Genomic DNA, 14,842 nt, shown 5'->3' with positions numbered 1-14,842 from the left:
CGCGCAGCCGTGCTGCTGTCCATCCTCTATCTGATCGCCATCACCGCCGAGGCCATGACCGGCGCCCTGTCCGCCGGTCGCCGCGGCATGGACCTGTTCGGTGTGGCGCTGATCGCCAGCGTCACCGCCCTGGGCGGCGGCTCGGTGCGCGATGTCCTGCTGGGGCACTATCCGCTCGGCTGGGTGAAGCACCCGGAGTATCTGGCGCTCACCGTCGGTGCGGGCCTGGCCACCGTCGCCATCGCCCGGGTCATGCGCTATTTGCGCCGACTGTTCCTGGTACTCGACGCCCTGGGCCTGGTGGCCTTTACCGTGATCGGCTGTCAGGTGGCCCTGGAGATGGGCCTGAGTCCGGCCATCGTCATCGTCAGCGGTACCCTCACCGGCACCTGCGGCGGCATCCTGCGCGACATCCTCTGCAACGACGTGCCCCTGATCCTCAGGCGCGAGCTCTATGCCAGCGTGGCGGTGCTGTCCGCCGGTTGCTATCTGCTTTGCCGTCAATGGCTGAGTGAGGAGCAGGCGCTGCTCATCACCCTCGGCGCGGGCCTGCTGCTACGCCTCTTGGCGCTAAGATTCAATTGGCAGATGCCGACCTTCAGTTATCCGGACGACCCCCACGGCTAGGGCTGTGGCAGATTGCGCTACGCTTCGCTAAAACCCTTGTCCTAGAGCCTTTTGTGCGGCATTTTCAGGCGCCCAGTTACCGATAGGGAGATCGGTCATGTCTGGAAAACCTGCTGCGCGCCTGGGCGACGCCGTCGCCTGCCCCAAATGTGGGGCCACCGCCCTGGTTCAGGGCTCCTCCGATGTCTCTTTCGATGGCCTGCCGGCCGCGACCCTCGGCCACGCCTGTAGCTGTGGCGCGGCCCTGAGTGCTGCGGTCATCTCCAACGTACTCATCAACGGCCAACCGGCGGCGGTGCTCGGCAGCATTACCAGCCATGGCGGCGTGGTGATTGGCGGCTCGGGCAGCGTCATCATCGGCCTGGATGCGGGTGGTGCGGCCAAGGTTGCCTGCGCGAGCCGTGCAGGCACTACCGGCCTGGCACCGGGGCAGGGCAAGCCTTCGGCGCTGCGCGACCGGGAGCGACAGGGTATCGAGGGGCCTGCCAAACATCCGGAAGGCGCACCCGTCGCCAGGGACGAAGTCAGCGAACAGGCGGAACGTCCGCTAGAACAGCGCATCACCCTGCGCATCGGCGTCTTCTTCGACGGCACCGGCAACAACCAATTCAACGCCACCATCGGCGCCGCCTGCCGGGCGGAAGAGCAGGGCTTTCGCCAGGACCAGGCGGAGAGCATCGCCCGGTACTGCAAGAAATTTATGCTCGACCCCGATAGCAGTTACGCCAATGCTGATACGAATATCGTGCGATTGTATCGGCTCTACCAAGACGATACCCAGCGCGCCGTTGAGCAAGATGAAAGGTCAGCGGCTATTCCGGTCTATATCGAAGGTATCGGCACTCGAGCCGGACAACCTGATAGCGCTTTCTCCATGGGGACGGGCATGGGGGCCAGTGGTGTGCTGGGGTGCGTTCAGAATTTTCCAGCTGCGTTCGGTGAGCGCTACGATCAGTTCAAACGCATCAATCCCGAGGTCATTGTCGAATCGGTCGAGTTTGATCTCTTTGGCTTTAGTCGAGGCGCCGCAGCCGCACGGCACTTCGCTAACGAGGTGCTCAAGACCAGCGGCGGTATTGCCGCGATGGGGTTGGCTAAGTGCTTTTCGTGGCAAGGCGCCAAGGTAAAGCTCAACTTCATCGGCTTGTTCGACACCGTGACTGCTGTGGCTGATCCAAGGCGCGGCGACTTTACCCCGACTGATATCGCCAACCCCGGCGTCAACCTCTATCTCCCGGCAGGGTGCGCAGGCAAGGTGGTGCACCTAGTCGCTCGTGATGAGTACCGTCGTAACTTCGCCCTTACCAGTGTCGCACCGCAGCATCAAGAGATAGCCCTCCCTGGCGCCCATGCTGACCTAGGTGGGGGCTATGCGCCTGAGATGACCGAGCGCTTGTTGTTAACCCGACCGCGCGTCTCACGTGAGCGCTATGGCACCGATAGCCATGCGGCCTGGAGCTATCACCAAGCCCAGCTTGAGCTGACGCAACTTCAACGAGAGCCCTGGTTTGATCCAGGTTGCGCAACCCTAAGGATCGATACCTGGCGCAATAACTTGCCACGTATCCGCAGCGAACTACCGGAAACCGAGGTTATTTCTGCAGTCCGCCTGGAGCGTCAGGTGCGCGGGGAGCTGTCTCTAGTTTACCTGCGCGTAATGCATCGCATGGCTGTTGCCAACGGAGTGCTCTTAGCGGCCATTGATGAAGCTGATCCTGAATTACGCCTGCCATATGAGTTAAAGGGGATCGCTACCAAGCTGCAAGCCAACGCCCAAGGTGCTCCGCTCCATATTGACAAGGCCGAGGCTCGCCTGCTGTTCGGTCACTATGTACATCTTTCTGCTCACTGGAACGCGCTACTGGGTAAAGACCTCAGCGACCTAGGCATATTCTTCGTCAACGCTCCCACGGCTACTGGTCGGCGCAACGTCTATCCCAATCGTCCTCAAGCAGGCTATCCCGAATGAGCCGCTGGCTGCTGTGCCTTATCCTCACGCTCGGCCTGGCTGGGTGCCAAATCAACGCCGCGTCCAAACCCAAGCTGCCCTATGACGCCTGGTACCTGGGCTTCCTGGCACCCAATTACATGGAGGTCTGGTTGGAGTTAGCCAATTTCAGTGACATTGATGGCCGCTTTTTTCCCAATGCCATGGGCGGGGTGGTTGCCATGGGACAGCCAGCAAGTCTGTCGGCTACCGCCAAAGGGTGGCCTAAAAGAATCGGATCGGGCAAAGGCCGCTACATGACCGGTTTGGATCTGCCTTACATGGTCGCTGTACGCTGGCAATCCTTGGTTGAGCCCCTGACCTATCAGACGGTATTCGCCATTCCCGCCTGGGCGCGGAAGAAAATGCTCGAACGCTTGCCAGCCGAATGCCCCGTCAGTGGTCGCACTTCGGATTACCGCAAGGACCTCACCATCGGCCTGGCGCCCGGCGGGGTGGTCAAGGTCTGGATCATGGGGCCGTGCCTGGATCCCATCGAAGTCCTGACCCTCCAAGCCGAGATCGAGCCCAAGGGGCCCTATGGCGGCAAATCCAACGGCAAGTACCGGCCGCTGTCGCCGGTGGTCAAAAGCTATGTCGACAAGTACGGCGTCCCCTACGGCAGCTGGTGGGCACCGATCCCCTACACCACGGTAGGGCCCTGAACGTCTAGCCTGCCGCTCAGGCCTCGCCGTGCCGCTGCAGCGCCCATTCCACGTGCTCACGCACCAGGGGAGAGGGATGCTCGCGCTGCAGCTTCAGGGCTTCCAGCACCGGGATGCTGGTCGGCGCATTGCCCAGGCCCACGGCCAGGTTACGCAGCCAGCGCTCGTAGCCGGCGCGGCGTAGCGGCGAGCCTTCGGTGCGACTGAGGAATTCGGCTTCGGTCCAGCGAAAGAGCTCGGCCAGGCTGGCGCTGTCCAGGCTGTGGCGTGGCTTGAAGTCGCCTTCGGCGGTGGGCTTGGCGAAGCGATTCCAGGGGCAGACCAGCTGACAGTCGTCGCAGCCAAACACCCGATTGCCGATCAGTGGCCGCAGCTCCAGCGGGATGGAGCCCTTGAACTCGATCGTCAGGTAGGAGATGCAGCGCCGGGCGTCGAGCTGATAGGGGCCGACGAAGGCTTGGGTCGGGCAGATGTCCAGGCAGGCGTGGCAGGTGCCGCAGTGGTCGCGCGGGGTGGGCTCGTCGACCGGCAGGGGCACGTCGACGAAGAGTTCGCCCAGAAAGAACCAGCTGCCGGCCTTGCGATTGAGCACCAGGGTGTTCTTGCCAATCCAGCCCAGGCCGGCCTGTTCGGCGATGGCCTTTTCCAGCACCGGCGCGCTGTCGACGAAGGCGCGATAGCCGAAGGGACCGATCTCCCCCTGGATACGCTCGGCCAGCTGCTGCAGGCGCTTGCGGATCAGCTTGTGGTAATCGCGGCCCAGGGCGTAGCGCGAGATGTAGGCCGCAGCGCCGTCGGCCAGACGCTCGCTCATGCGGGTGTCGCCGGGAAGGTAGTCCATGCGCAGGGACACGACCCTCAGGGTCCCCGGGACCAGCTCGGCCGGTCGCGAACGTTTGCTGCCGTGCGCGGCCATATAGTCCATCTCGCCGTGGAAACCGGCGGCCAGCCAGCGCTCCAGATATTCCTCGTGACGTGCCAGGTCCAGCCCGGCGATGCCGGTCTGCTGAAAGCCCAGTTCCCGACCCCATGCTTTGATGAGGTCGGCCAGGGCGGCGAGATCGAGGGCGACAGCGGACATCGAAGGGAACGCGCAGGCAAGAGGGCCGCCTATTTTGCCAGACTCCGGAGGCTTTCCCAGCATGCACGACGAATTGCCGTTCCAGCTCTACAGCGCCCAGCAGGTGCGGGATCTCGATGCCCAACTGATCGCCGGCGGGCTGCCCGGTCTCGAATTGATGCGCCGCGCGGCTGCCGCGGCCTGGCGCTCGCTGCGCCATGGCTGGCCTCACGCCGGCGCGCTCTGCGTACTGGCGGGCGGCGGCAATAATGCCGGTGACGGCTATCTGGTCGCCAGCCTGGCGCGCAAGGCCGGGTGGCAGGCACGCGTCTGGTACCTGGCCGAGCCAGCCGGGCTCAAGGGCGATGCCGCCCTGGCCCATGCCGAGGCCCTGGCTGCCGGGGTGGACATCCAGCCCTGGCGCGCGGACGCACCGCTGGACGGCGTGGTGGTCGATGCCCTGCTGGGGACCGGCCTCAAGGGCGCGGCGCGCGAGCCCTATGCCGGCGCCATCGAACGGATCAACGCCAGCGAATTGCCGGTGGTGGCCATCGACCTTCCCTCCGGACTGGATGCCGACACCGGTGCCGCGGCGGGTGCCCTGGTGCGAGCCGACCTGACCATCACCTTCATCGGTCTCAAGCTCGGACTGTTCACCGGCAAGGGGCCGGATCACGTCGGCAGCCTGGTGTTCGAACCCTTGATCGAAGAACCGCAGAATCCCGCCCACGCTACCGCACAGCGTCTGGCGCCCGGTAACCTGCCGCAGCTGGCGGCGCGACCGCTCAATGCGCACAAGGGGCAATACGGCCATCTGCTGGTGATTGGCGGCGATGAAGGCACCGGGGGTGCGGCCATCATGACCAGCGAGGCGGCGCTACGCTGCGGCGCGGGCATGCTCAGCCTGGCGACCCGGCCATGCAACGTCACCGCGGTTCTGGCGCGGCGCCCAGAAGTCATGGTCGCCGGGGTGCATTCCAGTTTCGCTGTGCTGGAGCTAGCCAAGAAGGCCGATGTGCTTGCCGTCGGCCCGGGCCTGGGGCAGGGCGCCTGGGGCAAGGCGCTGGCCAGTGCGGCCGCGACGCTGGACGTCGCCCAGGTCTGGGACGCCGATGCCCTCAATCTGCTGGCCGCCGGGGTGGTCGAGTCCCCGCGCGGCCCCTGGGTGATGACACCCCATCCGGGCGAGGCGGCGCGGCTGCTGGATGTCTCGATCAAGGACATCGAAGCCGATCGTCCCGGCAGCGCCCGCGAACTGGCTCGTCGCTACGGCGGCGTGGCACTGCTCAAGGGCTTCGGCACCCTGATCGCCCATCCGGATGGGCGCATGGCGCTGTGCGGCGAAGGCCATCCGGCGATGGCTACCGGTGGCCTGGGGGACATTCTCACCGGTATCATCGCCGCCCTGCTGGGGCAGGGGCTGCCCCCCTTCGAGGCCGCCTGCCTGGGCGCCTGGCTGCACGGTCGTGCCGGTGCCGAGCTGGGTCGCCAGGGCCGCGGTCTCGCTGCCAGCGATCTGCCCCCGGTCGCCCGCCAGTTGCTCGAGGAACTCCAGCCATGCCTGAACTGACCCTGCACGCCGCCGACGAAGACGCCATGTATGCCCTGGGTGCCCGCCTGGCCCAGGCCAGCGGCGGTCGTGGTGTGCTCTATCTGCACGGCGACCTGGGTGCCGGCAAGACCACGCTGTCGCGCGGCATCCTGCGTGGCCTCGGCCATGCCGGAGCGGTCAAGAGCCCCACTTTCACCCTGGTCGAGCCCTATGAGCTGACCAGCGGCGCGGTCTATCACTTCGATCTGTATCGCCTGGCCGATCCGGAAGAACTGGAGTTCATGGGGATTCGCGACTACTTCACACCCGAGGCCTTGTGCCTGGTGGAATGGCCCGAGCGCGGCCAGGGCGTTTTGCCAAAGCCGGACCTGGACATTACCATTACGCCACGCGCCGACGGTCGTGATCTGCGCCTGGTTAGCCAGGGGGCTCACGGTGAGGCCTGGTGCGCCGCCCTCGCGCCCTAGGCTTGTCTAAAAAGGCCTGCGCTCGGTCAGGCGGTGTTGAAAATCAGTTCGGAATGCTCATTTACTCTTCGTAAACTCCGCTTCTTCACTGATTTTTTTCTTGGCTGACCTTCGCTCGGCGACTTTTCAAACACGCCTTAGGCGCCGATCCTCGTTCTCCAGCTATACGGTCGCAGGCATGCGCAAGCGTTTTTTCAGGTCGGGACTCGGCCTGTTGTTGTTGATCCTCAGTAGTCAGCTGCTGGCCGCCACCCAGATCAAAGGCATGCGCGTCTGGCGCGCGCCTGACAATACCCGTCTGGTGTTCGACCTGACCGGTCCGGTCAAGGCCAGTGTCTTCACCCTCAGTGCCCCGGACCGCATCGTCATCGACCTGTCCGGCGCGCAGCTCGACGGTGGCTTGAACGAAAAGCCCCTGCGCAACACCCCGGTCACCGGGCTGCGGGCGGCCCAGCGCTCCCCTGGCGAGGTGCGCCTGGTGCTGGACACCAAGGGCGCCCTGACGCCCAAGAGCTTTACCCTGGCGCCCAACAAGGAATACGGCAATCGCCTGGTGGTCGACCTCTACGACCAGGGCACCGATCCGGCCACCAGCGACATTCCCGCGACCGTCACGCCCAATCTGCCAGCCACCCCGGTCACCCCGGCCCAGCCGGCGACGCGCCTGCCGGCCAGTCCCAGTGGCAAGCGCGACGTGGTGGTGGTCATTGATCCCGGCCACGGCGGCGAAGACCCGGGCGCCATAGGTCGCGGCCGGCTCTACGAGAAGAACGTGGTGCTGGCCATTGCCAAGCAGCTGCAGGCCAACCTCAACCGGCAGAAGGGTTTCCGTGCCGAGCTGACCCGCACCAGCGACTACTTCATTCCGCTGCGGCAGCGGCAGGTCATCGCTCGCAAGAAGGGCGCCGACCTGTTTATTTCCATCCATGCCGACTCGGCGCCCAGCGCCAGCGCCGAGGGTGTCACCGTCTTCGCCCTGTCCCAGCGTGGAGCCACTTCCGAGGCCGCGCGCTGGCTGGCCGATGCGGAAAACCGCTCCGACCAGGTCGGTGGGGTGTCCGATGCCCTGGACAACAAGGATCCGATGCTTGCCGGGGTGCTCATGGACCTGTCCATGACCGCCACCGTGGCCTCCAGCCTGGAGGTCGGCCAGACCATCCTTGGTCAGGTCGGGCGCGCCACCAAGCTCTTGCATTCGCGGGTGGAGCAGGCCGGCTTCATGGTGCTGAAGTCGCCGGATATCCCCTCGATCCTGGTGGAGACCGGCTTCATCACCAATGCCAGCGAGTCGGCCAAGCTGGCCAGTCCCGCGCACCAGGGGCTGCTTGCCCGGCAGATCCAAGCCGGTATCGTGCAGTACTTCCAGCACCGCCCGCCGCCAGGTACCTACCTGGCTTGGCAGCGCGAGCAGCGGGGCGGCAAGGTCGGCATCGTGCGCGGCATCGACCAGCATCGCGTACAGCCCGGCGAGAGCCTGAGCCTGATCGCACGCCGCTATGATGTCGATCTGAGTACCCTGCGCGCCGCCAATCGGCTCAAGGGCGACCGCATCCGCTCCGGCCAGGTCCTGACCATCCCCACCCACGAACTGGCGGCCAGCAATGACTGAACCCCGGCGCATCCAGCTGCTCAGCCCGCGGCTGTCCAACCAGATCGCTGCCGGCGAGGTGGTCGAACGGCCTGCCTCGGTGGCCAAGGAGTTGCTGGAGAACAGCCTGGACGCGGGTGCTCGGCGCATCGATATCGAAGTGGAGCAGGGCGGGGTCAAGCTGCTGCGTATCCGCGACGACGGCCATGGCATCCCGGCGGACGACCTGCCGCTGGCCCTGGCGCGCCACGCCACCAGCAAGATCTACCACCTGGACGAACTGGAAAGTGTCACCAGCCTGGGCTTTCGCGGCGAAGCCCTGGCCTCGGTCAGCTCGGTCTCGCGCCTCACCCTGACCTCGCGCTACCGGGGCGAGGACCAGGCCTGGCAGGTGGAGACCGAAGGCCGCGAGATGCAGCCGCGGGTACAACCCGCCGCCCATCCCCAAGGCACCTCGGTGGAGGTGCGCGACCTCTTCTTCAACACTCCGGCGCGACGCAAATTCCTGCGCGCCGAGAAGACCGAATTCGATCACCTGCAGGAAGTGGTGCGGCGCCTGGCGCTGGCGCGCTTCGACGTGGGTTTTCATCTGAGACACAACGGCAAGAGCGTGCTGGCCTTGCATCCGGCCGGCGATCCGCAGAGCCAGGGCCGCCGGGTCGGCGCGGTCTGCAGCCCAGCCTTTCTCGAACAGGCCCTGCCGCTGGAGCACGAGCGCAACGGCCTGCGCCTCTGGGGCTGGGTCGGTCTGCCGACCTTCTCCCGCAGTCAGGCGGATCTGCAGTACTTCTACGTCAATGGCCGCATGGTGCGCGACAAGCTGGTCGCCCATGCGGTGCGCCAGGCCTATCGCGATGTTCTCTACAACGGTCGTCACCCGGCCTTCGTGCTGTTCCTCGAAGTGGATCCGGCGACGGTGGACGTCAATGTCCATCCCACCAAGCACGAGGTGCGCTTCCGCGACAGTCGCCAGGTGCACGACTTCCTCTACGGCACCCTGCACCGCGCCCTGGGCGACATCCGCCCGGACGACCAGCTCGCCGTGGTGGCGCCCACGGCGCCGGCGCCCCTGAGTGGTCCGGCCGCCGGTGAATTCGGTCCCCAAGGCGAGATGCGCCTGGCCGCCGCCGTCTTGCACGACAGTCCTGCGCCACCTGCCCAGCCTTTCGCCAATGGTGGCGGATCGGGTGGCGCCGCGCATTACGCGCCCACCCCGCAGCCCTATGCGGGCGCGCCGGTGGCCGAGGTGCAGAGCGCCTACAAGGCCTTTTTCGCGCCGCTGCCAGAGGGTGCCGAGGCTGCGTCCCTGCCGGCAGAGCAGGGCGACGTTCCACCGCTGGGCTATGCCCTGGCCCAGCTCAAGGGCATCTACATCCTGGCCGAGAACGCCCAGGGCCTGATCCTGGTGGACATGCACGCCGCCCACGAGCGCATCACCTACGAGCGCCTTAAGGTAGCCATGGCCAGCGAAGGCCTGCGCGGCCAGCCGCTGCTGGTGCCGGAATCCCTGGCGGTCAGCGAGCGCGAGGCCGACTGCGCCGAAGAGCACGGCCAGTGGTTCGAGCGCCTCGGCTTCGAACTGCAGCGCCTGGGCCCCGAAACCCTGGCCATCCGCCAGATCCCCGCGCTGCTCAAGCAGGCCCAGGCCGCGCGGCTGGTGCAGGATGTACTCGCCGATCTGCTCGACTATGGCACCAGCGATCGTATCCAGGCGCACCTCAACGAATTGCTCGGCACCATGGCCTGCCACGGCTCGGTGCGCGCCAACCGCCGGCTGACCCTGCCGGAGATGAATGCCTTGCTGCGTGACATGGAAACCACCGAGCGCAGCGGCCAATGCAACCACGGCCGTCCCACCTGGGCCCAGCTCAGCCTGGACGATCTGGACAAACTCTTCCTGCGCGGCCGTTGACCGCTCCGCTGCGTGCTGCGCGGCGCCCTTCGAGACTCCCTCATGACCGCCCCCCTGCCGCCCGCCATCTTTCTCATGGGGCCGACCGCCTCCGGCAAGACCGACCTCGCCATCGAGCTGGCACGGCTGCTGCCCGTCGAGCTGATCAGTGTCGATTCGGCGCTCATCTATCGCGGCATGGACATAGGCACCGCCAAGCCCAGCGCCGAGCTGCTGGCCGCCCACCCGCACCGGCTGGTGGACATCCGCGATCCGGCCGAGAGCTATTCCGCCGCCGAATTTCGCACCGATGCCCTGGCCGCCATGGCCGAAATCACCGTCGCCGGCCGCATCCCCCTGCTGGTAGGTGGCACCATGCTCTACTTCAAGGCCCTGCTCGAAGGCCTGGCCGACATGCCCAGCGCCGATGCAGCGGTGCGCGCCGAGATCGAAGCCCAGGCGGCTGCGGCAGGTTGGGGTGAGATCCATCGGCAATTGGCCGAGGTCGATCCGGTGTCGGCGGCACGCATTCATCCCAATGATCCCCAGCGTCTCTTGCGCGCGCTGGAGGTGTTCCGGGTCAGCGGCCGCTCAATGACCGAGCATCGCGCGCTGCAATTGCGCGCCAATGCCGATTCGAACGGGGCGCCCCAGACGCAATTACCCTATACTGTTGCCCAATTGATCCTGGCGCCTGCGCGGCGTGAGGTGCTCCATGCGCGTATCGCCGAGCGCTTCCGCCTGATGCTGGAACAGGGCCTCATCGACGAAGTCTCAGCCTTGCGGGAACGCCCCGATCTGCATCTTGGTCTGCCCTCCATGCGATCCGTGGGCTATCGTCAGGTGTGGGAGTTCCTCGAAGGGGAATGCTCGCGGGAGGAGATGGTGGCGCGTGGCGTAGCGGCGACGCGGCAGTTGGCGAAGCGGCAGTTGACCTGGTTACGTGGCTGGCCCGCCGCGAACACCTTCGACAGCCTGGCTTGTGACAATCTGCCACGGATCTTGAAATGCCTGGCCGGCGCCACCATATCGCCCCGCAGCTGAATCGTTTTTGTCCGCGTGTCCATGGTGGGCAGCGGAAACTGGCATGTCGCCAGATCGGTATTTTCATTTCTTTAGGAGAGCGACACGATGTCAAAAGGGCATTCGCTACAAGACCCTTACCTGAACACCCTGCGTAAAGAGCGCGTTCCGGTTTCCATCTATCTCGTCAACGGTATCAAGCTGCAGGGTCAGATCGAGTCCTTCGACCAGTTCGTGATTCTGCTCAAGAACACCGTGAGCCAGATGGTCTACAAACATGCGATTTCCACCGTGGTGCCGAGCCGCCCGGTCCGTCTGCCCAGCTCCGAGACGAGCGAGTCGGATAGCGAATAAATAACAAGAGGAGCGCCCTGTTGTTCTTCGAGCGTCACGAAGGTGGTGAGCGGGCCATTCTGGTCCATTTGGAAGGCCTGCATCCCGAGGCGCGCGAAGATCCTCAGGAGTTTCTCGAGCTCGCGCGATCGGCGGGTGCGGAGACCGTGTCTTTCGTCACGGTGAATCGCAGCCAGCCGACCGCGCGTTTTCTTATCGGCACCGGCAAGGTCGAGGAACTGCACGATCAGGTGCACGCCCATGCCGCCGATCTGGTCATCTTCAACCATGACCTCACGCCCAGTCAGGAACGTAATCTCGAAAAAGCCTTCGAGTGCCGCGTCCTGGATCGCACCGGCCTCATTCTCGATATCTTCGCCCAGCGCGCCCGGACCCACGAGGGCAAGCTGCAGGTGGAGCTCGCCCAACTCGAGCACATGAGCACGCGGCTGGTACGCGGCTGGACCCACCTCGAACGCCAGAAGGGCGGTATCGGTCTGCGCGGTCCGGGTGAAACCCAGCTGGAGACCGACCGCCGTCTCCTGCGGATCCGCATCCGCCAGATCCGCCAGCGCCTGGACAAGGTGCGCAGCCAACGCGAGCAGGCCCGTCGCGGGCGCCGCCGTGCCGAGATCCCCTCGGTGTCCCTGGTCGGCTACACCAACGCCGGCAAGTCCACCCTGTTCAACAGCCTGACCGAATCCGGTGTCTACGCCGCCAACCTGCTGTTCGCCACCCTGGATCCCACCCTGCGCCGTCTGGAGCTGCCGGATCTGGGGCCGATCGTGCTGGCCGATACCGTGGGGTTCATCCGCCATCTGCCACACAAGCTGGTGGAAGCCTTTCGTGCGACGCTGGAGGAATCCAGCAACTCCGATCTCCTGCTGCACGTGATCGATGCCCACGAGGATGATCGCCAGCTGCAGATCGAGCAGGTCGAGGCGGTGCTGCACGAGATCGGGGCCGATGAGCTGCCGATGCTGGAGATCTACAACAAGCTCGATTTGCTCGACGGGGTCGAGCCGCATATCCAGCGCGACGACGAAACTGGTCGTCCGATCCGGGTCTGGGTGTCGGCGCGCGAAGGTCGCGGTCTGGAGCTGGTCGGTCAGGCCGTCGCCGAATTGCTCGGTGAGGATCTCTTCGTCGGCGTGCTGCGCCTGCCCCAGCGGCATGCCCGGTTGCGTGCCCAGCTGTTCGAGCTGGGCGTGGTCAGGCAGGACGATCACGATGACGAAGGCAACATCCTGTTGTCTGTACGAGTACCCCGCGCCGAACTCAATCGACTGCTCAGCCGGGCCGGTGAAGAGCCGGAAGTCTTTATCCAGCAACATGTTTTGCAATAAACCCCCGCTCGGCGCTTTTGTTCGGGCAGGGGCCATCCGGTAGCATTGGTCGGCGCGCCATTTCGGCGCGCTTTCGCGTTATCAGTAGGGAGAGCGCTATGGCTTGGAACGAGCCCGGTGGCAACTCGAACAATCAAGACCCCTGGGGCGGCCGCAACAACAACGGTGGCGGCAATGGTGGACGCAAGGGGCCGCCGGATCTCGACGAAGCCTTGCGTAAATTTCAGGACCGCATCAATCGCCTGGTCGGCGGCAAGAAGCGTTCCGGTGGCAGCGGCGGCGACAGCCTCGGCTCAGGGGGCGGCAAAGGCTTGCTGCTCCTGGGCGTACTGCTGATCGGCGCGCTCTGGCTGTACAACGCCGTCTACGTCGTGGACGAGCAGGAGCAGGCAGTGGTGCTGCGCCTGGGCAAATACCATGAGACGGTAGGGCCCGGCCTGAACATCTACTTCCCGCCCTTCGAGACCAAGTACCAGGAAAACGTGACCCGTGAGCGGGCCTACAGCAAGCAGGGCGCCATGCTGACCCAGGACGAGAACATCGTCGAGGTGCCGCTGACCGTCCAGTACCGCATCACCAACCTCAAGGACTTCGTCCTCAACGTCGACCAGCCCGAGGTCAGCCTGCAGCAGGCGACCGACAGCGCCGTGCGCCACGTGGCCGGCTCCTCGACCATGGATCAGTTGCTGACCGATGGCCGCGAGCAGGTCGCCACCAATGTGCGCGAGCGGCTGCAGCGCTTCCTCGATACCTACGGGACCGGCATCACCGTGACCCAGGTGAACATCCAGAGCGCCGCTGCGCCGCGTGAAGTTCAGGAAGCCTTCGACGACGTGATCCGTGCCCGCGAGGATGAGCAGCGCGAGAAGAACCAGGCCGAAGCCTATGCCAACGGCGTGATCCCGGAGGCCCGCGGTGCTGCCCAGCGCATCATCGAGGAAGCCAACGGCTATCGCGACGAAGTCGTGGCCCGTGCCCAGGGTGATGCCTCGCGCTTCAGCCAGCTGGCGGTCCAGTACGCGGCCAATCCGCAGCTGACCCGTGAGCGTCTGTACATCGAGACGATGCAGGAAGTGCTTGGCCAGTCGAGCAAGATCATGGTCACCGGTCAGGCCGGTCAGAACCTGCTCTATCTGCCGCTCGACAAGCTGATGCAGAACCGTGCTCCGGCACCGACCTCGGCCATCAGTGGTGGCGCTGCCCCGGCGGCGTCGAGCGACACGGCCGCCTCGGTCATTCGCAATCTGCCGCAGTCCACCGAAGCGCGTACGAGGGAGAGCCGCTGATGAGCAATAAATCGCTGGCCGCGCTGATCGTCGTGGTCGTTCTGGGCCTTGCGGCCTGGAGCAGTCTGTTCGTGGTGAAGGAGACCGAGCGTGCGGTGATGCTGCGCTTCGGTCGCGTGGTCGAGCCCAACCTGGAGCCCGGCCTGCACTTCAAGATTCCTTACGTCAACCGGGTGCGCAAGTTCGATGCGCGTCTGCAGACGCTGGATACCCCGACGCAGCGCTTCCTGACGCTGGAAAAGAAGGCGGTGATGGTGGATGCCTACGCCAAGTGGCGCATCTTCAATGCCGATCGTTACTACACCGCGACCTCGGGTCTCAAGCAGATCGCCGACGAGCGCCTGCTGCGCCGCCTGGAAGCAGGTCTGCGCGACCAGTTCGGTCGTCGCACCCTGCATGAGGTGGTGTCTGGCGAGCGTGATGCCATGGTCGGTTCGCTGACCGCGGCGCTGAACAAGATGGCCAATCAGGAGCTGGGTATCGAGGTGCTCGACGTACGCGTCAAGGCCATCGACCTGCCCAAGGAAGTCAGTCGCAGCGTCTATGAGCGGATGAGCACCGAGCGCGAGCGGGAAGCCCGTGAGCACCGCGCCAAGGGTCGTGAGCTGGCCGAAGGCATCCGTGCCGACGCCGATCGTCAGCGCCGCGTGCTGCTGGCCGAAGCCTACCGTCAGGCCGAGCAGGCTCGCGGTGAGGGTGATGCCCAGGCGGCCCAGGTGTATTCCCAGGCCTACTCGAAGAATCCTTCGTTCTTCTCCTTCTATCGCAGCCTGCAGGCCTATCGCTCCAGCTTCTCCAGCAAGAGCGATGTCCTGGTGCTCGATCCGAAGAGCGATTTCTTCAAGTATTTCCAGAGCCCTGGACAGTGAGGTTGGGGATGAACGGCGACTAGGCTTCGCTCGTCGTTCATCCCCGATCGCCGATTTTTTCGTGTTATCATGAATCAGCCGGGGCCATCCCCGGCTTTTTTGCGTCCGTACGAAACCCGTGGAAGGGCGACGCCCTGGCTGATCCGGG

The 14,842-nt window shown here is 65.2% G+C and carries 13 protein-coding genes; 12 read left to right on the top strand and 1 reads right to left on the bottom strand.

Annotation, left to right across the window (positions count from 1 at the left end; all coding sequences use genetic code 11):
• The first annotated feature begins 12 nt into the window (after positions 1-12).
• From ACWPW1_RS20505 to ACWPW1_RS20495, 3 genes are all read left to right on the top strand, one after another.
• On the top strand, positions 13-627 hold the full coding sequence (locus ACWPW1_RS20505; RefSeq protein WP_059316956.1) for a trimeric intracellular cation channel family protein: 615 nt from the start codon (positions 13-15) through the stop codon (positions 625-627).
• 97 nt (positions 628-724) lie between these two features.
• Positions 725-2,596, top strand: a complete 1,872-nt coding sequence (locus ACWPW1_RS20500; RefSeq protein WP_454253859.1) for a PAAR domain-containing protein — start codon at positions 725-727, stop codon at positions 2,594-2,596.
• Entirely contained in the window at positions 2,593-3,279 is a 687-nt protein-coding gene (locus tag ACWPW1_RS20495; RefSeq protein WP_454253858.1) for a DUF2931 family protein, read from the top strand. Before ACWPW1_RS20500 ends, ACWPW1_RS20495 begins: the two co-directional genes overlap by 4 nt.
• A 16-nt stretch (positions 3,280-3,295) precedes the next feature.
• Here the strand turns inward: ACWPW1_RS20495 and queG are convergent, their stop codons facing one another.
• Positions 3,296-4,360, bottom strand: a complete 1,065-nt coding sequence (gene queG / locus ACWPW1_RS20490; RefSeq protein ID WP_454253857.1) for a tRNA epoxyqueuosine(34) reductase QueG — start codon at positions 4,358-4,360, stop codon at positions 3,296-3,298.
• A 61-nt stretch (positions 4,361-4,421) separates the two neighbouring features.
• Here queG and ACWPW1_RS20485 point away from each other — a divergent pair, with 61 nt between their 5' ends.
• The 9 genes from ACWPW1_RS20485 (at position 4,422) to hflC (ending at position 14,694) form a co-directional block, all read left to right on the top strand.
• Complete coding sequence (locus ACWPW1_RS20485; protein WP_454253856.1) at positions 4,422-5,909, top strand: NAD(P)H-hydrate dehydratase; 1,488 nt, start codon at positions 4,422-4,424, stop codon at positions 5,907-5,909.
• Positions 5,897-6,358, top strand: a complete 462-nt coding sequence (gene tsaE / locus ACWPW1_RS20480) for a tRNA (adenosine(37)-N6)-threonylcarbamoyltransferase complex ATPase subunit type 1 TsaE (RefSeq protein WP_059316395.1) — start codon at positions 5,897-5,899, stop codon at positions 6,356-6,358. Before ACWPW1_RS20485 ends, tsaE begins: the two co-directional genes overlap by 13 nt.
• A gap of 178 nt (positions 6,359-6,536) precedes the next feature.
• Entirely contained in the window at positions 6,537-7,967 is a 1,431-nt protein-coding gene (locus ACWPW1_RS20475; protein WP_271653213.1) for an N-acetylmuramoyl-L-alanine amidase, read from the top strand.
• On the top strand, positions 7,960-9,858 hold the full coding sequence (mutL, locus tag ACWPW1_RS20470; protein ID WP_454253855.1) for a DNA mismatch repair endonuclease MutL: 1,899 nt from the start codon (positions 7,960-7,962) through the stop codon (positions 9,856-9,858). The genes ACWPW1_RS20475 and mutL overlap by 8 nt, the downstream gene beginning before the upstream one ends.
• A 42-nt stretch (positions 9,859-9,900) precedes the next feature.
• Positions 9,901-10,881, top strand: coding sequence for a tRNA (adenosine(37)-N6)-dimethylallyltransferase MiaA (gene miaA / locus ACWPW1_RS20465; protein WP_454253854.1), 981 nt, complete (start codon positions 9,901-9,903; stop codon positions 10,879-10,881).
• Between the two features lie 87 nt (positions 10,882-10,968).
• A complete protein-coding gene (hfq, locus tag ACWPW1_RS20460; protein ID WP_007161156.1) occupies positions 10,969-11,214 on the top strand; it encodes an RNA chaperone Hfq in 246 nt (81 codons plus the stop codon).
• Positions 11,215-11,234: 20 nt separating this feature from the next.
• On the top strand, positions 11,235-12,539 hold the full coding sequence (gene hflX / locus ACWPW1_RS20455; protein WP_271653210.1) for a ribosome rescue GTPase HflX: 1,305 nt from the start codon (positions 11,235-11,237) through the stop codon (positions 12,537-12,539).
• Between the two features lie 98 nt (positions 12,540-12,637).
• The gene (gene hflK / locus ACWPW1_RS20450; protein ID WP_271653209.1) at positions 12,638-13,825 is read left to right on the top strand and encodes an FtsH protease activity modulator HflK; all 1,188 of its coding nucleotides are present in this window, start codon (positions 12,638-12,640) and stop codon (positions 13,823-13,825) included.
• A complete protein-coding gene (gene hflC / locus ACWPW1_RS20445) occupies positions 13,825-14,694 on the top strand; it encodes a protease modulator HflC (RefSeq protein WP_017642910.1) in 870 nt (289 codons plus the stop codon). Before hflK ends, hflC begins: the two co-directional genes overlap by 1 nt.
• Positions 14,695-14,842 lie beyond the last annotated feature (148 nt).

It is taken from the genome of Pseudomonas sp. Marseille-Q7302 (assembly GCF_965111925.1).
The sequence above is the reverse complement of the archived record's forward strand: the minus strand, read 5'-3'. Positions and strand labels throughout refer to the sequence as shown.